The sequence below is a fragment of the Streptomyces sp. NPDC014864 genome (assembly GCF_043081525.1).
Classification (GTDB): Bacteria; Actinomycetota; Actinomycetes; order Streptomycetales; family Streptomycetaceae; genus Streptomyces.
This window is the reverse complement of sequence record NZ_JBIBWT010000014.1, coordinates 26,978-52,112: the sequence shown is the minus strand read 5'-3', so window position 1 is coordinate 52,112 and position 25,135 is coordinate 26,978. Positions and strand designations below refer to the sequence as shown.

Annotated in this window: 17 protein-coding genes and 1 pseudogene; 9 read left to right on the top strand and 9 right to left on the bottom strand. The window is 72.1% G+C overall.

Going from position 1 to position 25,135, the window contains the following annotated elements; all coding sequences use genetic code 11:
• Window positions 1-72: 72 nt before the first annotated feature.
• The 3 genes from ACF1A5_RS24090 to ACF1A5_RS24080 form a co-directional block, all read right to left on the bottom strand.
• Window positions 73-822, bottom strand: coding sequence for an FkbM family methyltransferase (locus ACF1A5_RS24090; RefSeq protein ID WP_392194933.1), 750 nt, complete (start codon window positions 820-822; stop codon window positions 73-75).
• A 156-nt stretch (window positions 823-978) separates the two neighbouring features.
• Window positions 979-2,427, bottom strand: a complete 1,449-nt coding sequence (locus ACF1A5_RS24085) for a glycosyltransferase (RefSeq protein WP_392194932.1) — start codon at window positions 2,425-2,427, stop codon at window positions 979-981.
• Between the two features lie 308 nt (window positions 2,428-2,735).
• Window positions 2,736-3,713 (bottom strand): UDP-glucuronic acid decarboxylase family protein, encoded by a 978-nt coding sequence (locus ACF1A5_RS24080; RefSeq protein ID WP_392194931.1) that lies wholly within the window; start codon window positions 3,711-3,713, stop codon window positions 2,736-2,738.
• A 251-nt stretch (window positions 3,714-3,964) separates the two neighbouring features.
• Between ACF1A5_RS24080 and ACF1A5_RS24075 the strand changes: the two are divergent.
• The 6 genes and pseudogenes from ACF1A5_RS24075 to ACF1A5_RS24050 all read left to right on the top strand — a co-directional run.
• A pseudogene (locus ACF1A5_RS24075) lies at window positions 3,965-4,555 on the top strand (sugar transferase); the annotation flags it as partial.
• A gap of 133 nt (window positions 4,556-4,688) precedes the next feature.
• Window positions 4,689-5,615 carry a serine hydrolase gene (locus ACF1A5_RS24070; RefSeq protein ID WP_392194930.1) on the top strand — a complete coding sequence of 309 codons (927 nt, stop codon included), beginning with the start codon at window positions 4,689-4,691 and terminating at the stop codon, window positions 5,613-5,615.
• Between the two features lie 117 nt (window positions 5,616-5,732).
• Window positions 5,733-6,794 (top strand): esterase-like activity of phytase family protein, encoded by a 1,062-nt coding sequence (locus ACF1A5_RS24065; RefSeq protein ID WP_392194929.1) that lies wholly within the window; start codon window positions 5,733-5,735, stop codon window positions 6,792-6,794.
• Window positions 6,795-6,882: 88 nt separating this feature from the next.
• Window positions 6,883-10,602, top strand: coding sequence for an ABC transporter ATP-binding protein (locus tag ACF1A5_RS24060; protein WP_392194928.1), 3,720 nt, complete (start codon window positions 6,883-6,885; stop codon window positions 10,600-10,602).
• A gap of 82 nt (window positions 10,603-10,684) precedes the next feature.
• The gene (locus tag ACF1A5_RS24055; RefSeq protein ID WP_392194927.1) at window positions 10,685-11,074 is read left to right on the top strand and encodes a hypothetical protein; all 390 of its coding nucleotides are present in this window, start codon (window positions 10,685-10,687) and stop codon (window positions 11,072-11,074) included.
• 136 nt (window positions 11,075-11,210) lie between these two features.
• Window positions 11,211-12,662 carry a S28 family serine protease gene (locus ACF1A5_RS24050; RefSeq protein ID WP_392194926.1) on the top strand — a complete coding sequence of 484 codons (1,452 nt, stop codon included), beginning with the start codon at window positions 11,211-11,213 and terminating at the stop codon, window positions 12,660-12,662.
• A gap of 25 nt (window positions 12,663-12,687) precedes the next feature.
• On the opposite strand, the gene ACF1A5_RS24045 is transcribed toward ACF1A5_RS24050, so the two are convergent.
• The 3 genes from ACF1A5_RS24045 to ACF1A5_RS24035 form a co-directional block, all read right to left on the bottom strand.
• Window positions 12,688-13,332 carry a hypothetical protein gene (locus ACF1A5_RS24045; RefSeq protein WP_392194925.1) on the bottom strand — a complete coding sequence of 215 codons (645 nt, stop codon included), beginning with the start codon at window positions 13,330-13,332 and terminating at the stop codon, window positions 12,688-12,690.
• Between the two features lie 140 nt (window positions 13,333-13,472).
• A complete protein-coding gene (locus tag ACF1A5_RS24040; protein ID WP_392194924.1) occupies window positions 13,473-15,329 on the bottom strand; it encodes a glycoside hydrolase family 3 protein in 1,857 nt (618 codons plus the stop codon).
• Between the two features lie 323 nt (window positions 15,330-15,652).
• The gene (locus ACF1A5_RS24035; protein ID WP_392194923.1) at window positions 15,653-16,570 is read right to left on the bottom strand and encodes a LysR family transcriptional regulator; all 918 of its coding nucleotides are present in this window, start codon (window positions 16,568-16,570) and stop codon (window positions 15,653-15,655) included.
• Window positions 16,571-16,715: 145 nt separating this feature from the next.
• On the opposite strand from ACF1A5_RS24035, the gene ACF1A5_RS24030 reads away from it, so the two are divergent.
• Window positions 16,716-17,666, top strand: coding sequence for an EamA family transporter (locus ACF1A5_RS24030; protein WP_392194922.1), 951 nt, complete (start codon window positions 16,716-16,718; stop codon window positions 17,664-17,666).
• Window positions 17,667-18,051: 385 nt separating this feature from the next.
• On the opposite strand, the gene ACF1A5_RS24025 is transcribed toward ACF1A5_RS24030, so the two are convergent.
• The gene (locus ACF1A5_RS24025; RefSeq protein WP_392194921.1) at window positions 18,052-20,628 is read right to left on the bottom strand and encodes a SpoIIE family protein phosphatase; all 2,577 of its coding nucleotides are present in this window, start codon (window positions 20,626-20,628) and stop codon (window positions 18,052-18,054) included.
• Between the two features lie 263 nt (window positions 20,629-20,891).
• On the bottom strand, window positions 20,892-21,692 hold the full coding sequence (locus tag ACF1A5_RS24020) for a sugar phosphate isomerase/epimerase family protein (RefSeq protein WP_392195066.1): 801 nt from the start codon (window positions 21,690-21,692) through the stop codon (window positions 20,892-20,894).
• Window positions 21,693-22,173: 481 nt separating this feature from the next.
• Here ACF1A5_RS24020 and ACF1A5_RS24015 point away from each other — a divergent pair, with 481 nt between their 5' ends.
• A complete protein-coding gene (locus ACF1A5_RS24015) occupies window positions 22,174-22,986 on the top strand; it encodes a CAP domain-containing protein (protein ID WP_392194920.1) in 813 nt (270 codons plus the stop codon).
• 65 nt (window positions 22,987-23,051) lie between these two features.
• On the opposite strand, the gene ACF1A5_RS24010 is transcribed toward ACF1A5_RS24015, so the two are convergent.
• Entirely contained in the window at window positions 23,052-24,113 is a 1,062-nt protein-coding gene (locus ACF1A5_RS24010) for a LacI family DNA-binding transcriptional regulator (RefSeq protein WP_392194919.1), read from the bottom strand.
• A gap of 303 nt (window positions 24,114-24,416) precedes the next feature.
• Between ACF1A5_RS24010 and ACF1A5_RS24005 the strand changes: the two genes are divergently transcribed.
• A complete protein-coding gene (locus tag ACF1A5_RS24005) occupies window positions 24,417-24,956 on the top strand; it encodes a hypothetical protein (RefSeq protein WP_392194918.1) in 540 nt (179 codons plus the stop codon).
• Window positions 24,957-25,135 lie beyond the last annotated feature (179 nt).

The following is a 25,135-nucleotide window of genomic DNA, read 5'->3' as shown; positions in this document are numbered from 1 at the left end:
GACACGGTTCGATCGATGCGCGGATCGAGCCGAGTGATGCACTTCAGCCAACCCGGACTCCTGCGCACGGAGTCAGTGGGCGGTGTCGACCTCGACGGCGCTCACGCCGATGTCTTCCGGCCTCTCCGGATGGATTCCTACGACGTTGCAGCTCCAGCCGCAGTGGTCTTCAGGGCTCTCAACACGACGCAGCTCCCCCTGATCCGTGATGCGATGCATACGGTAGCCCTGGGCTGCCAGGAGATCCCAGGCGGTCAGATCCGGGGCTACGGCTCCGGATCGCCGTGCCAGCAGTTCGAAGATTACGACAGGGCGGTCCCTGCGGAGAACGTGTTCGGCGCCTTTGAGCGCTTGGGCCTCGTAGCCCTCGATGTCCATCTTGATGAGAGAGATCCGGCGTCCGGGCGGAGCCACATCGTCCAGTCTGACCACTTCGACTGACGGGGTCTCCGCAGCGTCTCCGAGTGACGCGTACAGGGATGCACGGGACCGGTCGTCGTGCATGTGAAGGGCGGCATGCCCGGCTTCGGCCCCGGCGGCTACCGGGAGAAGTTGCACATTCCGAAGATCGTTCCTCCGGATGTTCTGTTCGAGGACGGAGCAGGCGTGGGCGGCCGGCTCCAGAGCCAGCACGTGCCCCCGGGCTCCGACCAGCCCGGAGAGGGGCAGCGTGTAGCTGCCGTAATGTGCACCGACGTCCATCACCACGTCCCCAGGCCGAACCCATCGATGGAGGTGGGGGATTTCGCTTTCGTAGTCATCGCGCCACACGTACATGATCTTGGCGGCCCCACGCCATTCCGGAGGGCACCAGAAGGTCATACGTCTCCCTGAAATGGGGACGGAGGTGCCCAGGCGCACGGCGGTACGGATCCGCCACATGGCCAGGCGGGTCAGAACGGTGGCGGGAGACGCTGTGCGAGTGGGGCGTTGGAGCGCCCACTGAGTTTTGTTCAGAAGGAACATGGTTCACCGTACTTACTGAGAGTGATCACGAGACAGAATGAACGTCGGCCGGGCTGAGTTCGGTACGCCTGCAGTTGCAGTGGAATGTTTCTGGGCGGGCAGTGTGGAGCGGTAGAGCGCTTCGGCGCTCTGTGCTTTCGCCGTCCATGTGTGTTTCCGTGCCCAGGCCGTTGCGGCTCTTTCCATGCAGTGCTGTGTTTGCCGATCGCTGAGCATGCCGCTGAGCGCTTGCGCGAGTCGTTGTGGTAGATCCGCGGGACTGCCGAGTGGAACGGACATCGCCCCGCCCGGGGCTGAGAAGTCGCTGATTCCGTGGTGGCCAAGATGGACCACGGGTAGGCCTCTGGCCCATGCTTCCAATGCCTGCATGCCGAAAGAGTCCCGTAGGCTGGTCATAAGGAGTGCATCGGCGTTGTCGTACGCCGTGAAAACCTCTTCCCTGGGCAGTCGACCGCGGAAGTCAACCGAATCTCCCACTTCCAGGTGAAGCGCGAGTCGCTCAAGGGCGGCGCGCAGAGGGCCGTCGCCCAGGATGACGAGGCGCGCCTCGGGAACTTCTGACCGGAGATGAGCGAGCGTACGCAGCGCCAACTCGGGGGCCTTGATCCCGATCAGTTTGCCCACCCACAGGATGGTTGGAGCATGAGTCGGCCGGAGCCGCCCATCCTCCGGCCTTTCGCGGATCAGCGACTCGTGGATGCCGTCGGCCAGCATCAGACGGGCATCCCGACGGCCCAGGCGATGAGCCAGTTGTTCCGTGTCCCGGTTGGTGGTGAGCACCACCGCTGCTTCACGGAGTGTCGCACGGCACAACGGCCGACGGCCGAGGCAGCGAATGCGCAGGGTTCTCAACGCTTCCTGCCAGTACGCGGCGCCCAGGTAACGTCGGTGACTACGTGGAGCGGTCTGGCCACCGCCGACGGGTCCGAACACCAGGGGCGGTCCCAGGCGATGCAGGGCAGAGCCGCCTTGCAGGGATCCGTAGGAGACGTGGTGCACGAGATCGGCACGGTCGAGTCCCCGGGTGCGGGCGTAGGCCAGGGCCCGGCGTTGCCAGCCGTCGTAGCGCAGGAACTCCACGACCATGTCGCTCAGGCAGCCGGGCAGCATCGAGGTCCAGGAAGGCACGGGTGGCACCGGGATGGCGTGCGCTTTGATCCTTTTCCCGGCCGGTCCCATCTCCGCCGCGCTACGCATGACGTGCTGCGCGTTGCCTGCGTAAGTGAGCACCTCCACGGTGTGGCCTCGTCTCGCAAGGGTCTCGGCCCAGCCCCAGCCGACGGCAGGCTCACTGCCACGGTTTGGATCACAGGCGAAGGCGACCAGCACGATGTGCAGTCCCGTTGACTCTGTATGAGGACCGGGTTCCGTCTGTCGCGTACTGGCGGAACCTTCTTCGGCCGGCCCTGTCACCGGGCAGACATCAACAGGCCCGGCTTCGTTCAGCCCTGTCTGGCGCATGACGGCATCTCCTCCTGCTGTGGGCCTTCTCGGGGCAGTGATGTCGGGAGACGACAAGGTGACAGCGGCGATCGTTCCGAGGGCCGACCTGGTGCTCGAAGGTATGGCCTGGTCCCGCCATGAGGAGCCATACGGGAGTCGGAGCAGACCGAGACGACGTCCGCCCCCGCTGAGCGGATGTCGTCCTGTTGTCTCCGTACGTTCTGAGTGCTCGGGGCCCGGCCCCGTGCTCCGGACCAGCGGGAAGCCGTGTGCGCGCCCGGAGGGCGTACGCGCTTGCTGAAGCGGTCATCGGCGGGCCGAGGCGGTCAGCGGTGAGGACCCGGCCGAACCTTGCGCTCGGTGAAGTCCCCAGAGGCCAGGCGGAGGCGGAAGTCGTTGATGGTGTCGCGCAGCCCCTGCTCCACCGGAGTCGTGGGCTCCCAGCCCAGCAGCTCGCGGGCCATGGTGATGTCCGGCCGGCGTCGTTCCGGGTCGTCCTGGGGGCGGGGGACGAGCGTGATCTCGGAGGTGGCGCCCGACAGCTTCCTGATCCACTCCGCCAGCTCGAGCATGGAGACCTCGTGAGGGTTGCCCAGGTTGACCGGGCCGCCGTGATCACTCGCCAGCATGCGCAGCAACCCGTCGACCAGGTCGTCCACGTAGCACAGCGACCTGGTCTGACCGCCGTCACCGGTGACCGTGATCGGCTCTTTGCGCAGTGCCTGGCCGATGAAGTTGGGGATGGCCCTTCCGTCGTCCGTACGCATCCGCGGCCCGAAGGTGTTGAAGATGCGCACGATCTTGGCATCCACACCGCGGTGTCTGCGGTAGGCCACGGTCAGGGCCTCACTGAAGCGTTTTGCCTCGTCGTACACCGAGCGCGGGCCGACGGGGTTGACATGGCCCCAATAGCTCTCCGGCTGGGGGTGGACGAGCGGGTCGCCGTACGACTCGGAGGTGGAGGCCAGGAGAAAGCGGGCGCCCTTCGCGGCGGCCAGGTCGAGGGCGTGCCAGGTGCCGGCCGATCCCGCACGAAGCGTTTCCAGGGGCAGTTTCAAGTAATCCGCGGGCGAGGCCGGCGATGCCAGGTGGAACACGGCGTTCACCGGACCGGGCACTTCCAGGCCCTGGGTGATGTCCCGTTGGTCCAACCGGAAATGCCGCTCTTCTCGGAGATGTTCGACGTTGGCGGGCTTGGATGTCAGAAAGCTGTCCACGCAGACCACCTCGTGGCCCTCGTGGAGCAGCCGTTGGCACAGGTGGGAACCGATGAACCCGGCCCCGCCCGTCACTACCGCACGCATGCAGATCCTTTCGGCCGCGCCGCCCACGGCCGGACGGGGGCAAGTCACGGTGTCAATACCGAAGTTGGGGCATATGCCGTTTATCTATGCTATTGCTGTCTACGTGCCAATGGGGGCATTTATTTCCCAGACATGCCTCCATTTGAAAGCCTTTCACCTGTTCTGCCCAATGGAGGCACTAGATGGCGGTATCCGCTGTAGAGACCACTCGTCACACGCCGGCATTGGGGCGACAGTCGTCGCGGACGGGCCGAGCGAGTAAACGCCTTATCGACGTGGTGGGGGCCGTCGTCCTGCTTCTGCTGTTGTCGCCGCTGCTCCTGGCGGCCGCTGTCGCCGTGAAGGTCGACACGCCGGGCCCCTTCCTTTTCCGCCAGCGGCGAACCGGCTGGCGGGGTAATGAATTCGAGGTCCTCAAGCTGCGCACGATGCGAGTGGGGTCCGAGAAGATGCGGAAGGCCATGGCGTTCCGGAACGAGTCGGACGGGCACCTGTTCAAGGTTCGTGAAGACCCGCGCGTGACCCCGGCCGGTCGCTGGTTGCGCCGCTATTCCCTGGACGAACTGCCGCAGTTGGTGAACGTGCTCAAGGGGCAGATGTCCCTGGTCGGTCCCCGGCCGTTGCCGGTCGAGGACTCGGCGTTCACCGGGGAGGCACGCCGTCGTCTCCAGGTGCGGCCGGGACTCACCGGACTGTGGCAGATCAGCGGGCGGTCCGACCTGTCCTGGGAGGACGCCCTGAGCCTGGACCTGCGCTACGTCGACACCTGGTCCCCCAAGCTGGACCTGGTGATCCTCCTCCGTACCCTGCCTGCGGTGCTGCGCGGTGACGGTGCCTACTGAGCGGGCGGCCCCCGGCGGAACCAGAGCTCGCGCACGGCGGAGCGACCGGCGCGGCGCGCACTCACGTGTAACGGCCTGTCAAACCCGCTGCCGTCCGTACAACCATTGCCCCCGACTCGCGCGTCATTTCAGCATGACTCACTGGATATCCCGACGCGCCAGAGCGCTCGCGGCCGTCGGCGTCGGCGCCGGGATGCTCGTCCCCTGCGTGGCCGCCGCGACGCCCGCTGCGGCCACCACCCCGACGGTCAGCTGCACCTCCGGCAAGGCGGGCCTCGCCGCCAAGCTGGAGAAGGACATCACCGCGGCCATGGCGACGCGCAAGGGCACGATCGCCGTCGGTCTGCGCGACCGCAGCACCAACACGACCTGCACGCTGCGCGAGTCGACCGCCTACGACTCCGCCAGCGTCGTCAAGGTCACCGTCCTCGCCACCCTGCTGTGGGACGCCAAGAAGCACAACCGCTACCTCACGCAGCGGGAGGGCGACCTCTCCAAGGCCATGATCACCCAGTCGGACAACAGCGCGACCAGCACGCTGTGGAAGCAGCTCGGCATCACGAAGATCCAGGCTTTCCTCACCGCCGCCGGCATGACCCAGACCAAGCCGGGCGCGAACGGCTACTGGGGCCTGACCCAGATCACCGTGCGCGACGAGCAGAGGCTGCTCGGCCTCATCACCGCGAAGAACACGGTGCTGAGCGACAACTCCCGCGCCTACATCCTGAAGTTGATGGGCCAGGTCATCTCCTCCCAGCGCTGGGGCACGCCCGCCGGGGCGCCGTCCACCGTCGCCGTGCACGTCAAGAACGGCTGGCTGCAACGGGCCACGCACGGCTGGCGGGTGCACAGCGTGGGCACCTTCAACGGCGCCGGCCACGACTACATGATCACGGTGCTCACCCAGGACAACAGCACCATGAGCTACGGCGTCACCACCATCCAGAACATCGCCAAGGCCATCCACAAGGACATCGTCCCCACGACGACGAGCACCCTGCGGTACACGCCGACGAGCACGCCCCGGGAGGCGTTCGTGGCGGCCCCGTCGAACGGCTGACACTCCATGAGGCGACGCGGGGCGAGGGCTGACGCTCCATGAGGCGGTGACGTCCGGCGGGTGTCGCTTCACGGGGCGGTCTCCCGCCGGTCACCGGCACGTCCTACGGTGACGGTCATGCGCCTGAGAACCACACTCGCCACCTTCGCCGCCGGCCTGGCGGCGGCCACCTGCCTCACCGCCGGTCCGGCCGCCGCCGACAGCGCCTGGCCGATCGCCGCCGGGCCGACCACCACCACGACCGGCGGCCACGCCTGCTCGCCCGCAGTCTCCGTCGACCGCTTCTCCGACGCGCTGGACAAGACGACGTACCGGGGCACCTTCGTCGGCAACCTCTCCGCGCTCGCGGTGGACCGCGACGGCTCCCTGGCAGCGCTCTCCGACCGCTCTGCACTCTTCCGCCTCGACCCGAAGACGCCGCGCCCCACGGGCGCCGTCCCGCTCACCGACGAGAACGGCGCGGAACTCGACTCCGAGGGCCTGGCCATCGCCGGCGACGGCACCCGCCTGATCACTTCCGAGAGGGAGCCGTCCGTACGCCGCTACTCCCGTGACGGCCGTATCCTCGACCGGCTGCCCGTGCCGGACGCCCTCCGTGTCGCCCCGGCCGGCCGCGCCACCGCGAACCAGACGTTCGAGGGCCTGACCCTGCTGCCCGGCGGCCACCGGCTGCTCGCATCCATGGAGTACTCGGTCTCCGGCGACACGCCGGGCATCGTCCGCTTCCAGAGCTGGGAGCGGACGGGGACCGGTCACTTCCGCCTCGCCGCCCAGTACGCCTACCGCACCGACCCCGGTCTGGGCGTCCCCGAGATCCAGGCGACCGGCGACGGCCGGCTGCTCGTCCTGGAGCGCGGCTTCACCGCCGGCGTCGGCAACACGGTCCGCCTCTACCTCGCCGACCCGCGGCGCGCCACCGACACCCGTGGCGTGGACCACCTCACCGGCCAGGCGGGGGTGCGGCTGATCAAGAAGACGCTGCTCACCGACCTCGTCTCCTGCCCGTCCCTGGGCGCCACCGCCAAGCAGCCCCAGCCCAACCCGCTCCTGGACAACATCGAGGGCATGACGATCACGGGCCGGGACACCGGCGGCCGCCTGAAGGTGCTCCTGGTCAGCGACGACAACCAGAACCCGGCCCAGACGACCCGCCTCTACTACCTGCGCGTGCGCGTCTGACCGGACACGTATCGCCGCGGAGGGATGAAATCCGCTCGTTCGCGCGTTGGTGCCTTCCGGCAGATCATGTCTACAGGGAGGCATCGACGTGGCAGCGCAGCCGGGATGGGCGCGAAGACTGGCCGGATACGCCTGGCGGTATCCGAAGGACGTCGTCCTCTCCCTCGGTGCCTCGCTCGGCGGCATGGTCGTCATGGCGCTGGTCCCGCTGATCACCAAGGTGATCATCGACGACGTGATCGGCGGCCACAGCCGCGCCATGGCGCCCTGGGCGGGCGCCCTGATCGGCGCCGCGCTCGTCGTGTACGTCCTCACCTACATCCGCCGCTTCTACGGTGGCCGGCTCGCGCTCGACGTCCAGCACGACCTGCGCACCGAGATGTACGGGACGATCACCCGCCTCGACGGCCGACGCCAGGACGAGCTGTCCACCGGACAGGTCGTCGGCCGCGCCACCAGCGACCTCCAGCTGATCCAGGGACTGCTCTTCATGCTGCCGATGACCATCGGCAACGTGCTCCTCTTCATGATCTCCCTGGTGATCATGGCCTGGCTGTCGCTGCCGCTGACCCTGGTCGCCCTGGCTGTGGCGCCCGCGCTCGGCTGGATCGCGCGGCGCAGCCGCACCCGGCTGCACCCGGCCACCTGGTACGCCCAGGCGCAGGCCGCCGCCGTGGCGGGCGTGGTCGACGGCGCCGTCAGCGGCGTACGCGTGGTGAAGGGCTTCGGGCAGGAGGAGCAGGAGACCGGGAAGCTGCGGGAGGTCGGCCGGCGGCTGTTCGCCGGGCGGCTGCGCACGATCCGGCTGAACGCGAGGTTCACCCCGGCCCTGCAGGCCGTGCCCGCCCTCGGCCAGGTCGCGATGCTGGCGCTCGGCGGCTGGCTGGCGGTGCGCGGGCACATCACGCTCGGCACCTTCGTCGCCTTCTCCACCTACCTCGCCCAGCTCGTCGGCCCGGTCCGGATGCTCGCCGTGGTCCTCACGGTCGGGCAGCAGGCGCGGGCGAGCTCCGAGCGCGTGCTGGAGCTGATCGACACCGAGCCGACGATGGCCGACGGCACCAAGGAGCTGCCCGCCGACGCGCCCGCCACCGTCGAGTTCGACGACGTCTCCTTCGGCTACGCGGACGGCCGCCCGGTCCTCCAGGGCCTCTCCTTCGAGATCCGCCCCGGCGAGACCCTGGCCGTCGTCGGCTCCTCCGGCTCCGGCAAGTCCACGGTCTCCCTGCTGCTGCCGCGCTTCTACGACGTCACCCACGGAGCCGTCCTGGTCGGCGGGCACGACGTGCGCGAACTGACCCTCCAGTCGCTGCGGGCGGCCATCGGCCTGGTGCCCGAGGACTCCTTCCTCTTCTCCGACACCGTCCGCAACAACATCGCCTACGGCCGCCCCGACGCGACCCGCGAGGAGATCGAGGCCGCCGCCCGCGCCGCCCAGGCGGACCGTTTCATCACCGAGCTGCCCGAGGGCTACGACACCAGGGTCGGCGAACACGGCCTGACCCTCTCCGGCGGCCAGCGCCAGCGCATCGCGCTCGCGCGCGCCCTGCTCACCGACCCCCGGCTGCTCGTCCTCGACGACGCGACCTCCGCCGTGGACGCCGGCGTCGAGCACGAGATCCACGAGGCGCTCAAGCGGGTCATGGAGGGCCGCACGACCCTGCTCATCGCCCACCGGCGCTCCACCCTCGGCCTCGCCGACCGCATCGCCGTCCTCGACGGCGGCCGGCTGGCCGACCTCGGCACCCACGACGAACTCCAGCGGCGGTCCGCCCTCTACCGCCGCCTGCTCACCGACCCCGACGAGCTCGGCGGGGTCTCCCCGGGCCACGCCCCGCCCGCCGTCCCGCAGGAGGACACCTCCGTCCGCGAGGAACTGGACGCCGAGTTCGACGCCGAGCGCGGCATCACGCCGGGGCTCTGGGCGGGGGAGCGCGAGCCCCGGGACGCGGCCATGGACGGGATGCCGGCCACGCCCGAACTCCTCGCCCAGGTCGAGGCCCTGCCGCCCGCGACCGACACCCCCGCCGTCGACGAGGCCCGTGCCGTGCGCCCGGAGGAGTCCTACGGTCTGCGCCGCCTCCTGCACGGCTTCGGACTGCCGCTGCTGGTCAGCCTGTGCCTGGTCGCCGTGGACGCGGGCATGGGCCTGCTGCTGCCGATCATGATCCGGCACGGCATCGACCAGGGCGTCTCCCGGCTCGCCCTCGGCGCCGTCTGGTCGGCGTCCCTGCTCGCCCTGCTCGCCGTGCTCGTGCAGTGGGCGGCGCAGATCGGCGAGACCCGGATGACCGGCCGCACCGGCGAGCGCGTCCTGTACGCGCTGCGCCTGAAGATCTTCGCCCAGCTCCAGCGGCTCGGCCTCGACTACTACGAGCGCGAGCTGACCGGCCGGATCATGACGCGGATGACGACCGACGTCGACGCGCTGTCCACGTTCCTGCAGACCGGCCTGGTCACCGCGTTCGTCTCCGTGGTCACCTTCTTCGGCATCATGGTCGCCCTGCTGGTGATCGACCTTCAGCTGGCGCTGGTCGTCTTCGCGACGCTGCCGCCGCTGATCGTCGCCACCTTCTTCTTCCGCCGGGCGAGCGTGAAGGCGTACCAGCTGGCCCGTGAGCGGGTGTCGGTGGTCAACGCCGACCTGCAGGAGTCGGTGGCCGGGCTGCGGATCGTGCAGGCCTTCGGGCGCGAGCGTGACGGCGGGCGCCGGTTCGCCGAGCGCAGCGACGGCTACCGCCGGGCACGCGTCCGCGGCCAGCGGCTGATCTCGGTCTACTTCCCCTTCGTGCAGTTCCTGTCCTCGGTCGCGGCGGCCTCGGTGCTGATCGCCGGCGCGGGCCGGGTGGAGGCGGCCACGCTCACCACGGGCGCGCTGGTGGCGTACCTGCTCTACATCGACCTGTTCTTCGCGCCGGTCCAGCAGCTGTCGCAGGTCTTCGACGGCTACCAGCAGGCGACCGTCTCCCTCGGCCGCATCCAGGAGCTGCTCCGGGAGCCGGCGTCCACCGGGTCCGCCGAGCAGCCCCGGCCGGTCCACTCGCTGCGCGGCGAGATCGCCTTCGAGGGCGTGAGCTTCGCCTACGGCACCGACGAGGAGGCCCTCACCGGCATCGACCTGACCATCCCCGCCGGGCAGACCGTCGCCTTCGTCGGCGAGACCGGCGCGGGCAAGTCGACGCTGGTCAAGCTGGTGGCCCGGTTCTACGACCCGACCGGCGGCCGGGTGACCGCGGACGGCACGGACCTCAGGGACCTGGACCTCACCTCGTACCGCCACCGGCTCGGGGTCGTGCCGCAGGAGGCGTACCTCTTCCCGGGCACCGTCCGCGACGCCATCGCCTACGGCCGGCCCGAGGCCACCGACGCCGAGGTGGAGGCGGCGGCCCGGGCGGTCGGCGCGCACGAGATGATCGCCACGCTGGAGGGCGGCTATCTGCACGCCGTCGCCGAGCGCGGCCGCAACCTGTCGGCCGGTCAGCGCCAGCTGATCGCGCTGGCCCGCGCCGAGCTGGTCGATCCCGACGTCCTGCTCCTGGACGAGGCGACGGCCGCGCTGGACCTGGCGACCGAGGCACAGGTCAACCAGGCCACCGACCGCCTCGCGGGCCGGCGGACGACGCTCGTGGTCGCGCACCGGCTGACCACCGCGGCACGCGCCGACCGGGTGGTCGTGATGGACCACGGCCGGGTCGTCGAGGACGGCACCCACGAGGAACTGCTCGCGCTGGACGGGCGGTACGCGCGGCTGTGGTGCACCTTCATCGGCGCGAGCGAGCCCGAGGAGCCGGTCGGCGCCTCCCGCTGATCCCCCGACGCAACCATCGGACTGGTGTACGGCGTCCGTACACCAGTACGTTGCTGTGCTTGCCGTAACGGGAGGGACGACCGTGGACAGTGGTGCGATACGCCGGCGACTGACGCTCGGCCTGGGCGTGCTGACGGCGTCGCTGGTGCTGGCCTGCGCCGTGCCCGGCACCGCGCAGGCGGCCCCCTCCACCTGCTCCGGCCGCCAGGTCAGGACCCTGTGGTTCGCCACCGGTTCGGTGCACGTCTACAAGCGCGACGGCTACGTCTGTGCCGTCACCCGGGCCCGCGTCCCCGGCGCCAAGCGGCCGATGTCGGTGACCGTGCAGGCCCGCGGCAACCGCCCGGTCACCGACCAAGGCTGGTTCGGCAGGCTCGCGGGTCCGGTGACCGTGCATGCCGGCCACCGCTGTGTGCGGGTGGGCGGATCGGTGGGAGGCACGTCGGTGAAATCGGGCTGGATCCTCTGCTGACCGTCCCGGCCGCCCGAACCGCCGGGCGCACCGAGGGATTTCCCCACCTTCCCCGGCGCGTCGGCCAACTCCCCTGGTGCCCGGCCGAGTTGCTCCGATAGCTTCCGGCGCACATCTGTCTCACAGGGGAGTGTGCATGCGCAAGGCGCTCAGATGGCTGCTCGCGCTCACGGTGTCCGTCGGCACGCTGAGTTCGGCGGGGGCGGCCACCGCGGCCCAGCCGGAAGCCACCGCCACCACCGCGAGCACGACCGACGCGGACATCAAGGACCGGCTCCTCGCGATTCCGGGCATGCGCCTGGTCGAGGAGAAGCCGTACACCGGCTACCGGTACTTCGTCCTCACCTACACGCAGCCCGTCGACCACCGCCACCCGTCCGAGGGCACGTTCCAGCAGCGGATCACCGTGCTGCACAAGGACGTCGACCGCCCGACGGTGTTCTACACCGGCGGCTACAACGTCTCCACGAATCCGAGCCGCCGCGAGCCGACGCAGATCGTCGACGGCAACCAGGTCTCCATGGAGTACCGCTTCTTCACCCCGTCCCGGCCCGACCCCGCCGACTGGTCCAAGCTCGACATCTGGCAGGCGGCCGGCGACCAGCACCGCATCTTCCAGGCGCTGAAGCCGATCTACGGCAAGAAGTGGATCGCCACCGGCGGCTCCAAGGGCGGCATGACGGCGACCTACTACGAGCGCTTCTACCCGCGGGACATGGACGGCGTCGTCGCGTACGTCGCGCCCAACGACGTGGTCAACGACGAGGACTCCGCCTACGACCGCTTCTTCACCACCGTCGGCACCAAGGAGTGCCGGGACCGGCTGAACGCGGTGCAGCGCGAGGCGCTGGTGCGCCGTGAGCCGCTGGAGAAGAAGTACGCGCAGGCCGCGGCCGACAACGGCTGGACCTTCACCACCATCGGCAGCCTGGACCGGGCCTACGAGGCGGTCGTCCTCGACTACGTGTGGGGCTTTTGGCAGTACAGCCTGCTGAAGGACTGCGACACGATCCCGGCGGACGCCAGAAACGCCACCGACCAGGAGATCTGGGACTCCGTCGACACCATCTCCGGCTTCTCCGCCTACACCGACCAGGGACTGCAGACGTACACGCCGTACTACTACCAGGCGGGCACCCAGCTCGGCGCGCCGACCATCCACTTCCTGTACATCGAGAAGCAGTTGATCCGCTACGGCTACCAGCCGCCGCGCAACTTCGTGCCGCGCTCGATCCCGATGCGCTTCCAGCCGTGGGTGATGCGGGACGTGGACGGCTGGGTGCGCCGCCACGCCGAGCACATGCTCTTCGTCTACGGCCAGAACGACCCGTGGGGCGCGGAGCGGTTCCGGCTCGGGCACGGGGCGCGGGACTCCTACGTCTTCACCGCGCCGGGGCTGAACCACGGGGCGAACGTCGCGGGCCTGGTCCCGGACGAGAAGGCGCTCGCCACGGCCAGGATCCTCGAGTGGGCCGGTGTCGCTCCCGCGGCGGTGCGGGAGAACCCGTCGGCGGCCAGGCCGCTGGCCCGCTACGACGCGAAGCTGGACGTGCGGGACGTGGAGCGTGAGCCGGCCCTCAGGCCGTGACGCTCCGGGGCCGCGTCCGGAGGCGTCACAGTCTCCGGGCGCAGCCCACCGGCCGCTCCCCGCCCAGCTGCACGTACAGGGCCGTCGAGGCCGGGCACTCCGAGCGGCCGCGCACCGCCCGCGTCACCCGGTACTCCGGCTTCCGCTTCCCCGAGCCGTCGCACGCGGTCTCCCGGACCTCGCCCCGGCCGGCGCCGTAGACGCAGTCGCCGACGACGGTGCGTGGGCCGCCCCCGCCGCCGGGGTCGCCGGGGTGCGGCGGCTCCAGGTTGCGCATACAGGCGTAGCCCTGCGGGATCGTGCCGTCGCCCCGCTCGCCGGAGGACCGCCGCTGGGCGCTGATGTGCAGCACGAAGTCGGTGGTGGGCGGGCAGGGCGGGCCGTCGCGCACCGCGCCGTCGTGCCGGGCGATCACCCGGGCCGCCGCCCGTTCCCCGGAGCACGGCACCTCGGTGAAGCTGGTCGTGCCGAAGGAGCTGCACTCGTCCACCGCAAGGAACACCGCCCCGTAGCCGGAGGGCCGCGAGGCCGTCGGCGTGCCGCCGGGCGGGCCGTGCTGCGCCGCCGGCCCGGCCCCCACCTTCTGGCAGCCCGTCAGTACGGCGGCCAGGAACACGGCGGGCAGAGCCGCCAGGGCACACGCCTGCCCCACGGACCACGTCTTGCGCATCGCCATCCCCCCCGGTCCACCCGGGTCCAGCGTGGCCCGCCGCGGCGGGCCACGCCAGACATGTGGGGTGTTTCGGTCCAGTTGGAGGCGGTGCGCCGGGTGCGCGTCGTACGTCTGGTACGTCCGATGTGCGAACCCGGCTAGTACGTCAGGCCGTACCCGAGGGGATACAGCACCTTCGCCGGGTCGTCCGCGCGCTGCACGGGCACCGGCAGTTTCCCGTTCGGCTCCACCCGGCCGGCCACGACCCGCGCGGCCGCGCGCAGTTCCACGTCCGTCCAGGAGTACGCCGCCAGGAAGGCCGGGACGGACGGCAGTTGGGCCACGTCGTAGGGGTTCCTGATGGCGATGGCCACCACCGGGCGGCCGGTGGCCACGAGCCGTTGCACCAGGGTCCGCTGCGAGCTGCCCGCACCGACGTTGTACGTGCCGACCACCACGGCGTCCGCGTCCCGGGCCGCCGCGACCGCCTTGTCGATGGTGGCCGCGGACGGGGTGATGCCGGTCGACAGGACGGTGGCCGTGAAGCCCAGTTCGGTGAAGGCGGCGGCGAGCACGCCGGTGGGCGGGCCCGTGGTGCCCGACGGGGAGGCGGGATCGGCGCCGACGACGAGCAGCCTGCGGTGCTCGCTGCGGGAGAGCGGCAGCAGCCGGTCCCGGTTGACCAGCAGTGTGGGCGTGCGGTCGGCGATGCGGGCGGCCGTGTACTGGTGCGCCGGGTTGCCGACCGTGGTGGCGACCCGGGCCTGGCTGGCGTAGGGCTGCTCGAACAGCCCCAGCCTCGTCTTCAGCCGCAGGATGCGCAGGATCGATTCGTCGAGCCGGGCCTCGGTCAGCTCGCCCTCGCGCACGGCCTGGAGCACCGCGTTCCAGGCGACGTCCAGGGACGGCGGGTTGAGCAACTGGTCCACGCCCGCCTTCAGCGCGAGCACCGGCACCCGGTCGTCGCCGTACTTGGTGCGGACGCCCTGCATGCCGAGGGAGTCGGTGACCACGACCCCGTCGTAGCCGAGTTCGCCGCGCAGGATGCCGGTCAGGATCGGGTGCGAGAGGGTGGCCGGGTCGCCGGAGTCGTCGAGCGCCGGGAACTGGATGTGCGCGGTCATGATCGAGTCGATGCCGGCCTCGATCGCGGCCCGGAAGGGCGCCGCGTCCAGCTTCTCCCACAGGTCGCGGCTGTGCGTGATGACCGGGAAGCCGTAGTGGCTGTCGGTGGCGGTGTCGCCGTGCCCGGGGAAGTGCTTGGCGGTCGCCGCGACCCGCGAGCCCTGGTAGCCCTCCACCTCGGCCGCCACCAGGGCGGCCACCGCGTCGGGGTCGGCGCCGAAGGACCGTACGCCGATGACCGGGTTGGCCGGGTTGACGTTGACGTCGGCGTCGGGGGAGTAGTCCTGGTTGATGCCCATCGCGCGCAGCTCGGCGCCCGAGATGCGGCCCAGGGCGCGGGCGTCGGTGGGGGATCCGCCGGCGCCGATCGCCATCGCGCCGGGGAAGAGGGTGGCGGGCTTGCCGACCCGGCAGACGATGCCGTGCTCCTGGTCGGTGGTGACGAGCACGGGCAGACCGCGCGGCTGCTCCAGCGAGGCCCGCTGGATGCCGTTGGAGAGGTCCGCGATCTGGTGCGGGTCACGGGTGTTGTGCGCCCAGGTGAAGTAGATGATGCCGCCGACCCGGTACCTGGCGATCAGCTCGGCGGCCGTGCGGACGCCGATCTCCTTGAGGTTGGCGTCGATGTCGGTCTGGTCGGGGGCGGTGGCCGAGTGGCCGTAGACCCGCATCACGAAGAGCTGGCCGACCTTCTCCTCCAGCGTCATGCGGGAGATGAGGGCGCGAAGCCGGTCGTCGTCGGCGGGGGCGGCGTGCGCGGAGCCGCCGACCGCCAGGGCGGCGGTGAGCCCCGCCGTCGCGGCGAGGACGGAACGCCTGGAGGGCCCCGCGGCCCGTCTGTTCCCCGCGCCTTCCGTGCTTCCCTTGCTTTCCGTGCCGGTGTCGTGCACGTGCGCTCCTTCCGGAGGTGATCCGCTGGAGTGTCGCTGAAGGAAACTTCCGAGGAGTCACCAATATCCGGGAAGTTTCTGCCAGTCAAGGGAACGCACAGGACTCGGCGGGGGGCCGCCATCGGCGCCGTGAAAGGGGGGCGCGCCGACGGCGGCGTGCTGCCGGCCGCGGTACGGCGGAGAGGGTGGTCGGCGATCGCAGCCAGCAGCGAGGGCCGACACCGCACGGCGGGGACTCATCCGGCAGCCTGTGCATGGGACGGGCGGGGAGGGGGCCGGGTTCCCGGCCGGGCGCGGATCGCCGGAAGTTGGTGCGGGCGTGCTCAGCGGGGTGTGTGTGCCGACACCGCCGGCCAGTGTTCCCGCAGGGTGCGCACCGTCTCCGCGATCGACGGACGGCGCGCGGCACCCTGACGCCACAGTGCGTACAACCGCCGTACGGGCAACGGGTCCAGCGGGACCTCGACCACCCCGTCCGGCAGCGGGCCGCGGCCCAGGCGCGGGATCAGCGCGACCCCGAGGCCGGCGGCCACCAGGGCGACGAGCGTCGGGTTCTCGTCGGCCTGGTGCACCACGTCCGGTTCGTGGCCGGCGGCCCGCAGCGTGCGCAGCAGCCAGTCGTGGCAGACCCGGCCCGGCGGCTGGCAGATCCACCGCTCACCGCCCAGCTCCGCGCGGCGCACCGCCGTCCGCCCGGCGAACGGATGCCCGGCCGGCACGAGCAGGTCGCACAGGTCGTCCCCGATGAGCGCGTGCTCCACCCCGGCCGGGGCGGGCAGCGGCGCGATGTCCCAGTCGTGCGCGACGGCGAGGTCCACCGCGCCCTTGGCCACCAGGTCCACGGACAGATGCGGGTCGATCTCGCTGAGCCGGGCGTCGAGGGCGGGGTGCCGCCGGGCCAGGTCCGCCAGCACCGGCGGCATGAGCCCGCGCGCGGCCGAGGCGAACGCGGCCACGGTCAGCCGTCCCGCGGGCTGCCCGCGCCGCTCCTCGAGCTCGGTCTCGGCCCGCTCCACGATCGCCATCAGCTCCCGTGCGGTGGCGACCAGTTGGTGCGCCTCGTCGGTGAGCCGGACCCCGCGCCCCGCGCGTTCGAGCAGCACCGTCCTGGTCTCCCGCTCCAGCTTGGCGATCTGCTGGGACACGGCGGAGGAGGTGTAGCCGAGCGCGGCGGCGGCCGCCCCCACGGTGCCGTGCACCGAGACGGCGTGCAGGGCGCGCAGACGCTGGAGATCGAGCATGGCGGGGCCTCCCGGGGGACTGGACCGTCAGCCTAGGCTCACCGGGTCCGCCCGTCGTCGCCACGGTATCCGTAAGCAGTGCTTCATCCGTCCCGGTAGAAATCCGCGCTGGTGCTGCACGGTCCGGCGGGCGAGGCTCGACGGCATGAGACCCGCACACCTCCTCCTCGCCGTCCTGGTCGCCGCCGTCTGGGGCGTGAACTTCACGGTCGTCGAGGTCGGCCTCGGCCACTTCCCGCCCCTGCTGTTCTCGGCGCTCCGCTTCCTGGCGGCCGCGGTGCCCGCCGTCCTCCTCGTGGGCCGGCCGAAGGTTCCCTGGAAGTGGATCGTGGCGGTCGGACTGGTGCTCGGCGTCGCCAAGTTCGGGCTGCTGTTCGTCGGGATGAGCGCGGGTATGCCCGCCGGGCTGTCCTCCCTGGTCCTGCAGATCCAGGCGGTGTTCACCGCGCTCATCGCCTGCGCCGTCCTCGGCGAACGGCCCACCCGGCCGCGGGCCCTGGGCATGGCGGTGGCCCTCGGCGGCGTGGCGCTCGCGGCGGTCGACGAGGGCACGGCCGGCCCGCTCGGCGCGTTCGCCCTCGTGGTCGCGGCGGCCGCCTGCTGGGGCCTGTCCAACGTCCTCACCCGCAGGGCCTCCCCGCCGGACCCGCTGAACTTCATGGTCTGGGTGAGCACGGTTCCGGTGCTCCCGCTCCTCGGCCTGTCGCTCCTGACGGAGGGCCCGTCCCGCGACCTCGCCGCGCTTCGCGCCCTGGACTGGCAGGGCGCGGGCGTCGTCCTCTACGTCGCCTGGGTCACCACGGTGTTCGGCTTCGGCGCCTGGGGCTGGCTGCTGCGCCGCCACCCCGCCTCCACGGTCGCGCCCTTCTCCCTCCTCGTGCCGGTCTTCGGCATGTCGTCCGCGGCGCTGTTCCTCGGCGAGCCGGTGAGCCCGCTGCGCTGGTGCGCGGCGGCCCTGCTGGTCGGCGGGGTGGCGCTGACGTCCCTGGCGCCCGCGAGGGTGCGGGCTGCCGACGGTGCGGCGGAGACGGGGGCGGAGGAGCCGGTCGGGGCGGTGGGGGACACGGTGCGGCTGGCGGGGGAGGCGGGCCGGTGAGACTCGCGGCGCGGAGGCGTGATGTGGGAGGGCAGGACCTGGCGCCGGTGTCGTCGCGTGGGGACGGGGCGTCGAGTGGATGGTGCGGCAGGGCTCGCGGTGCCAGGGTGCGGGTGGGGGAGGGCAGGGACCGGGCACGCCGCGGCGCGGGGCGGCAGGGCTCGCGGTGCCAGGGTGCGGGTGTGGGAGGCAGGGCCCCGTGCCCGCGGGGAGGGCGGTGCCGTAGGACTCTCCGCGCCGGCGCGGGCGCCGGAGGGCAGGGACCGGGCCGCCCCGAGGACGATGCGAGGCCGCCGAAGGGGCGGTGCCGGGGGCGCCGGGGCGGTGCGGGGTGGGGTCGGAGGGCGGTGCGGGCCCGCCGGAGGGGTGGTGCGGGGCCGTGTGCTCAGCCGAGCGGGTGGCTGACGGGTTGTGAGGGCGGTTCCGGCCCCCGCTCGTGGGGCGCGGGTGCCTCCGGACGGGCCGCCACCGGCCGGGCGCGCTGCCCGGTCCGGGGTGCCGTCGCCGGGCCGGGCAGCGCGACCAGGAGCAGGGTCACGTCGTCGTCGTGGGCCTCCGTGTCCGGGATGAGCGCCTCGACCAGCCGGTCCGCGGCCCGGTCGAGGCGGTCGGGACCGGTGGGGGCGCCCTCCAGCGCGCTCCCGAGGGCGTGGGCGAGGAGGTCGATCTGGGCGTCGATGTCGGTGCCGGGCCGCTCGACCAGCCCGTCGGTGTAGAGGGCGAGCGTGCTGCCCGGCGCCAGCGGCAGCGTCACCGCCCGGTACGGCGTGCCGCCGCCCGGATCGTTGACGCCGAGGGGCACGTCGACCGGCACGGGAAGCCGCCGGGCGGGGCCGCCGGGCGGCAGCGCGATGACCGGCAGGTGCCCGGCCGAGGACAGGGTGATCTCGTCCGTCTCCTGGTCGATCACCAGGTAGCAGCAGGTGACGAGCTGCCCCGCCAGGTCGGCGACGAACGCGTCCAGCCCGGCCATGAGCCGGCCGGGCTCCATGCCCGTACGGGCCAGGGCGTGGGCGGCGGCCCGCAACTGGCCCATGACGGCCGCCGCCTCCAGGCCCCGGCCCATCACGTCGCCGATGACGACGCCCGTGCGGTGCTCGTCCAGGGGGACGAGGTCGAACCAGTCGCCGCCGACCCCGGGGTCCTGGAGGGAGGCCAGGTACCGGTGGGCGCTGGGCAGGTGCGGCAGACGGGGCGGCACGCCCATGAGGCTGTGCTGCAACGTGTAGGCGATGCGCCGCTGCTGCTCGTAGCGCTCGGCGCGTTCGGCCTCGGCCTGCCTGCGTTCGGTGATGTCCCGGACGGTCAGGAAGACCAGGGTGTCCTGTTCGGCCTGCAGGGTGCTGACGCTCACCTCGGCCGGGAACTCGCTGCCGTCGCCGCGCAGCCCGTACAGGCCCCGGTCCACGACCGTCGGCTCGGGATCGCGCAGCCGAAGGTACGCGTCGAGGAGCGCGGTGTGGTGCCGGCGCCGCGGACCGGGCACCAGCTCGTGCACGCTGCCGCCGACGAGATCGCGCGCCGTGCGGCCGAACAGAGGCTCCACCTGGGCGTTGGCCAGGATGACGATGCCGTCGCCGTCGGTGATGAGGGTTGCGTCGGGGGCGGACTCCAGCAGGGCGAGGAAGCGCCGGGTGGCCCGCGCGATCTCGCGCTGCGCCGCCACCCGCTCGGTGATGTCGGTGGCGACCCCGCACACGGCGTAGGGGCGGCCGGACGGATCGGTGAGCGCGAAGAGAGTGGTCAGGTAGTGCCGCGGCGCCTCCGCCACCCCGAGGACGTCCTCACGCTGCACGGACGTGCCCCGGGCGAGCATCTCCAGGTCGGCGGCGCGTGCGTGCCGGGCGGCCTCCGGCGGCAGCACGTCCTCGTCCCTGCGGCCCAGCGCCTGCCGGCGGGAGACGCCCGTGCTCTCCTCCCACCGGGTGTTGACGGCGAGGTAACGCCCGTCGAGGTCCTTGATGAACACGACCGCGGGCGTGTGGTCCATGAACGCCTGGAGCAGTTCGTTCTGCCGGACCTGCCACTCGGCGCGGGCGTGCGCCACCTCGACCCGGCGGCCCACCGCCAGCGCGGCGAAGCTCACCGCGGTGAACACGGCCACCTGGCCGCACACCAGCAGCGCCGTGGCCTGGTGTTCCTCGTACAGTCCCGCGTTCTGGCCGGCCAGCACGATCCAGCCCAGCAGCGGCGGAGCGACCAGGGCGGCGGCGAGCAGCCGGCGGCCCAGCGCGCCCGTGGTCCCGGCGTTCGTCACCAGCCCGGCCGGGCCCTCGTCCGGCCGGGCCAGGAAGGCCGCGACGCCCAGCAGCACCATGGCCAGCGCGGTGTGCAGGGCCATGCCCCGGAAGGCGCCGAGCCGGTCCAGCTGCGGCACGTCGTAGAGGAACCCGTAGAACCGGAGCAGGCCCAGGGCGAGGACGGTCAGCCCCGGGATCTGGGCCGTCCAGGCCGGCAGTCTGGCCGTGCTCCCGCACAGCGCCGCCGCGCCGCTGAGCATCAGCGCCCCGGCGGTGGTCGGCGCCATGCGCCCCGGTGCCAACGTCTCCACCTGGGCCGTGTCGTCCTTGAACAGCAGCTCGTCGATGCCCAGGCTCTTCCCGGTGGCGTACTCCAGGAGTGTCAGGGCGCCGATCACGACGGCCAGGACGGCGGCCGCGCGGGCCGCCGCGAGCGCCGCCCGGGAGGTGGGCGCGCGGGCCACCACGAACAAGGAGAGACCCAGCGCCAGCACCGCCACCGCGGTGTCGGCCTTCATGGACGCGGTCACGCCCGGGAGCACGCTCTTCAGGACCTCGACGCCGAAGATCCAGCCGGACAGGCCCACCGCGCCGAGGGCGGCGGCCACCAGGGCGGCGACCTGCGCCACCGCGCGGGCGGCGGCCAGCCTGGGGCCGTGGAAGGGCAGACCCTCCGCTCCCGGGGCGGCGGGCCCCGCGGGCCCCCGCCGCTGTGCGCGCATCACGGGCTCTCTGTCCTTCGGGGACGAAATGTCTTGGATCCGTATCAACAGCTTAAATAGTGCGGCTGGTACACGACCGGGACATATGCGTCCACTCGCGCGCTCAAGGTTCGGTGGAACGCCTGACGGGATCCGGTGAAGCGCCTCACGGAACCCGGTGAAGCGCCTCACTGGCCACGGGGGAGCGCCTCACGGAACCCGGTGGAGCGCCTCACTGGCCACGGGGGAGCCGCCTCACGGAACCCGGTGGAGCCCCCGGCGGCTCACGCCGAGTCGCTGAGCAGCCGGACCAGATGCTCCCGGCCGGGGCCGAGCAGGTCCGGCAGCGGCGCGGCGGCCTCGTACCACCGCTTCTCGTACTCCCAGCACAGCCAGCCGTCCCAGCCGTTGCGGGAGAGGACCTCCACGCACTCGGTGAGCGGCAGGACGCCGGCGCCGAGCGGCAGCGGGCTGGTGTCGTCGGCCGAGGCGATGTCCTTGACCTGGACGTAGCCGAGGTAGGGGGAGAGGGCCGCGAAGGTCTCCTGCGGCTGCTCGCCGCCCAGCAACGTGTGCATCACGTCCCACAGCGCGCCCACGTGGCGGTGGCCGACCGCGCCGAGGACGCGGAGGGCGTCGGCGCCGGTGCGGTGCGAGTCGTGGGTCTCCAGCAGGATCCGCACGCCGAGGTCGGCGGCGTACTGGGCGGCCGTGCCCAGGCGGCGGGCCGCGGTCGCGTCGGCCTCCTCCGTACTCTGCTCGGGCGCGGCGCCGGGAAAGACGCGCACGAAGGGGGCGCCCAGGTCGTGGGCCAGGTCGACGAGGCCGCGGATCTCGGCGAGCACGGGGCCGTCGTCGCCCGGCGCCGCCACGCGCGCGTACCCCCCGAGCCCCAGGATCTCGACCCCCTGGGCCTTGAACTCCGTGACGACCCGGTCCCGCTCGGCCTGGTCGATGCCGGGGTGCACGGGCTCCTCGGGATGGGCGCGCAGTTCGACTCCGTGATAGCCGTGGGCGGCCGCGAGCCGGACCACGTCCGGTATCGGAAGGCCGGGGACACCGAGGGTGGAGAACGCCAGCTTCATGCTCACGGACCCTACTCGCCGCACTCCGGCGGCGCCTGTCGTCACGGGGGTGTTTCGCGCGGGTCGAGGCCGGCCGGCTGTGGGGGCGGAGGGTGCGGTTCCGTGATGTCGGTCACAGGGGGATCGGCGATTAGGGGTGCGGGATAGTAGACGACGGCCCAGGCGACATAGTCGCCTATGTCCGTCTTGGTGGTGACCTGTCGCGGCACCGGGCGCTACGGCATCCCGCCTCTCCGCCGTGCCCGCCGACTTCTCCCGCCCGGCACCGTGCTGACGGAGAGTCGCCTTCCCGTCGGATCCGCGGAGGGCGTGCCCGCCCGCCGCCCCAGCCCGGCAAGATCCATCACGCGCCTACGAGGACAGGTAGTAGAAGCGCTCTTTGCGTCAGGTCCGTGGCCCTCCCAAGAATGACGACCCGCAAGGCGTCACCGCAGACCGGAAGCGGAGTTCAAGCCTCGGCGATCACCGAGTGAGGTCACGCATGGGCAAGCATCGCAAGGACAGCCGCTACCGGCGCATAGTCGTCGCCGCCGTCGCCGTGGGCGCCGTGGGCGTGCCGTCCGTGGCCATGGCCTGCGCCGACTGGCAGGACGACGGCGGGAACACGTCCGCCGCCGCGAGGGACACCTCCCGGGACTGGTGGAACGACAGCGACCTGTACCGCGCCTGGAACACCGACGGGGGCGGTGAGCAGTCGGCGACTCCCACCCCCTCCGCGAGCGCTTCGAAGACGGCCGGGCACCGGCACCGGCCGAAGGCCGTCAAGCCGTCGCAGCGGACCAGGCACCACACCCCCCGGGCCACCGCGTCCCACCCCACCCCGAAGGCCACGGCCTCCACCCCCGCGGCGAAGTCCACCGCCCCCGCCTCCACGACTCCCACGGCGTCGAGCACCCCAAAGCCCACCGCAACGGCCTCCGGGGTCACCGCCCGCATCGTGGAACTCGTCAACGCCGAGCGCGCCAAGGCCGGTTGCTCGCCCGTGACACTGAACGCGACCCTGGCCAAGGCCGCCCAGGCGCACAGCGAGGACATGGCCGCCCACCAGAACATGTCGCACACCGGCTCCGACGGCTCCTCCCCGGGCGACCGGATCACGCGGGCCGGCTACGACTGGAGCACCTACGGCGAGAACGTCGCCTACGGCTACTCCACCGCCGACCAGGTCATGTCCGGCTGGATGTCCAGCCCCGGCCACCGGGCCAACATCCTGAACTGCTCCTTCAAGGAGATCGGCGTCGGCCACGCCGGCCCCGGCGACTACTGGACCCAGGACTTCGGGGCCACCCGGTAGGAAGCGGCTCCGGGGCCACGGACAGGGAGCGCCGAGGGCGTGGGGGCAGGGCAGGGCCGAAGGACCTACGCCCCCGCGCGCCCACCCCGAGGCACCCCGGAGGACCCCCGCACCATCAACTCCCCGCGCAACGTGGCGATCCCGCCGGGCGGGGGCTCCTCGCGCCCCATCGCTATGCGTCCCGCCCGGGCGCCCGCCTCCGCGAGGGGGAGCCGCACCGTGGTCAGCGAGGCCACCGCGTCGACGCTGAAGGGGAGGTCGTCGAAGCCCGCCACCGAGACGTCCTCCGGGATGCGCAGCCCGGAGTCGCGCAGCGCGGCGCACGCGCCGAGCGCGACGGAGTCGTTCGCGGCGACGACGGCGGTCAACGTCACGTCCCGGCGCAGCAGTTCCAGCATCGCCTCGTAGCCGGACCGCCGGTCGTAGCGACCGTACACCGTCCGGCGCGGGTCCTCCTCGATTCCCGCCGCCGCCAGCGCCGCGCGGTGCCCCTCCAGGCGGTGGCGGGTCGTGGTGCGCTCCTCGGGACCGGCCAGGTAGCCGAGCTGCCGGTGGCCGAGGCCGATCAGATGGTCCGTGAGCTGCCGGGCGCCCCCGCGGTTGTCGAAGGCAAGCGCCACCGCGTCGGTGTCCGGGGCCGGCGGCCGGCCGCACAGCACCACCGTCGTCCCGGCGTCCGCCAGCCTGCGCAGCTTCGCCGTCATGGCCGCCGTGTGCGAGGCGTCCTCGATGGCCCCGCCGGTCAGCACCACCGCGGCGGCCCGCTGCCGTTGCAGCAGCGTGAGGTAGGTCAGTTCGCGCTCCGGGCAGCCGCCCGTGTTGCAGACCACCGCCAGCCGTTCCCCGCCCGCCCGGCCTCCCGGACCTCCGATCTCGGACTGGATCGCGCTCGCCATGATCCCGAAGAACGGGTCGGCGATGTCGTTCACCAGGATGCCGACGAGGTCGGAGGTGGCGGCTGCGAGCGCGCTCGCGGGGCCGTTGAGGACGTAGTCCAGCTCGTCGACCGCCTTCAGCACCCGCTCGCGCGTGGTGGCGGCCACCGGGTAGTTGCCGTTCAGCACGCGCGACACCGTCGCGGGCGAGACCTGGGCGCGGGCCGCCACGTCCGCCAGGGTCACCGTCATGTAGTCGTCCTCCGGTCGAGCGTCTGGTCGTACGTCCTCGCCGGCGCGGCCCCCGGCTCCCCGCCGCCGGCCACACCCCCACGGTCCGCGGCACCCCCGTCGGCCACGCCGTGCTGCCGACCTTACGGCCCCGGCTCCCTCTCGTTCGACCCCTCGAACAACATGGCGTGGACACGGTCTTGTCCGGCCACCGCCCGGCGGCGGCTTCACGCGCGGGTACGCCGACGCGGGTGCGGGACCGCGACGCAGTGCGTCGAACGCGTGAGTGGAACGCGCAGGGGGAACACGTGATCCAATGAGCGCATGACGGACACCGGAACGTCCCTGGGGCCGCTGGAACTCGTGGACGGCCGCTGGGTGGTGGGGGACTCCCGGCGCCCGGGCGGCTCCTGGATCGAGTTCCGCTCGCAGGGGCTGTACCCGCACACCCCGGACGGGGCGGGAGAGCCGATCCCCTGGTCCAGGATCATGTCGCGAATGCGCCTGACCCTCGGCGGCAGGTACCCGAACAAGGGCGTGTACACGCTGCGGGGCCTGCTCGCCCTGCTGCCCGGGCTCCGGGGCAGCGGCGGCGGCTACCTGCACCTGACCGTGCGCGAGCCGTACGAGGACCGGACGGTGTACTTCGACCGCCACGTCCGGGGCTACCCGGGTGCCCGGCTGATGCTGCTGGAGGAACTCCTGTCGCAGATCCACGGCGCGGGGGAGACGCACCGGCTGGGCGACCCGCACTGGCTGGGCCGCGTGGTCGCGGAGCTGGCGGCGGTGACGCCGTGGACGTTCGGCCGGCTGCACCAGGAGGTCGCGCGGGCGCGCCGGGCGGGGGAGCGCACCGGCCCCTGAGCACCGTCCATAAGAAAATCCGGGATCCGTGCAACCTTTTCCGCGCGGCTGGTGTCGTACCTGGCATCAGAACTTCTGGAGGGGGATCTGGGGGGATCGCGGGGGTTCTGATGCAGGAGGGGAAAGCCGAGGGGGCCCGGTCCGACGGACCGGGCCCCCTCCAGGCTTCGTGCGCATGA

Excerpts from the sequence above, each read along its gene's own strand:
- ACF1A5_RS24090 (WP_392194933.1), bottom strand. The coding sequence starts at position 822 with ATGACCTTCTGGTGCCCTCCGGAATGGCGTGGGGCCGCCAAGATCATG.
- ACF1A5_RS24085 (WP_392194932.1), bottom strand. The coding sequence starts at position 2,427 with ATGCGCCAGACAGGGCTGAACGAAGCCGGGCCTGTTGATGTCTGCCCG.
- ACF1A5_RS24080 (WP_392194931.1), bottom strand. The coding sequence starts at position 3,713 with ATGCGTGCGGTAGTGACGGGCGGGGCCGGGTTCATCGGTTCCCACCTG.
- ACF1A5_RS24070 (WP_392194930.1), top strand. The coding sequence starts at position 4,689 with ATGACTCACTGGATATCCCGACGCGCCAGAGCGCTCGCGGCCGTCGGC.
- ACF1A5_RS24065 (WP_392194929.1), top strand. The coding sequence starts at position 5,733 with ATGCGCCTGAGAACCACACTCGCCACCTTCGCCGCCGGCCTGGCGGCG.
- ACF1A5_RS24050 (WP_392194926.1), top strand. The coding sequence starts at position 11,211 with ATGCGCAAGGCGCTCAGATGGCTGCTCGCGCTCACGGTGTCCGTCGGC.
- ACF1A5_RS24045 (WP_392194925.1), bottom strand. The coding sequence starts at position 13,332 with ATGCGCAAGACGTGGTCCGTGGGGCAGGCGTGTGCCCTGGCGGCTCTG.
- ACF1A5_RS24035 (WP_392194923.1), bottom strand. The coding sequence starts at position 16,570 with ATGCTCGATCTCCAGCGTCTGCGCGCCCTGCACGCCGTCTCGGTGCAC.
- ACF1A5_RS24030 (WP_392194922.1), top strand. The coding sequence starts at position 16,716 with ATGAGACCCGCACACCTCCTCCTCGCCGTCCTGGTCGCCGCCGTCTGG.
- ACF1A5_RS24025 (WP_392194921.1), bottom strand. The coding sequence starts at position 20,628 with ATGCGCGCACAGCGGCGGGGGCCCGCGGGGCCCGCCGCCCCGGGAGCG.
- ACF1A5_RS24020 (WP_392195066.1), bottom strand. The coding sequence starts at position 21,692 with ATGAAGCTGGCGTTCTCCACCCTCGGTGTCCCCGGCCTTCCGATACCG.
- ACF1A5_RS24015 (WP_392194920.1), top strand. The coding sequence starts at position 22,174 with ATGGGCAAGCATCGCAAGGACAGCCGCTACCGGCGCATAGTCGTCGCC.
- ACF1A5_RS24010 (WP_392194919.1), bottom strand. The coding sequence starts at position 24,113 with ATGACGGTGACCCTGGCGGACGTGGCGGCCCGCGCCCAGGTCTCGCCC.
- ACF1A5_RS24005 (WP_392194918.1), top strand. The coding sequence starts at position 24,417 with ATGACGGACACCGGAACGTCCCTGGGGCCGCTGGAACTCGTGGACGGC.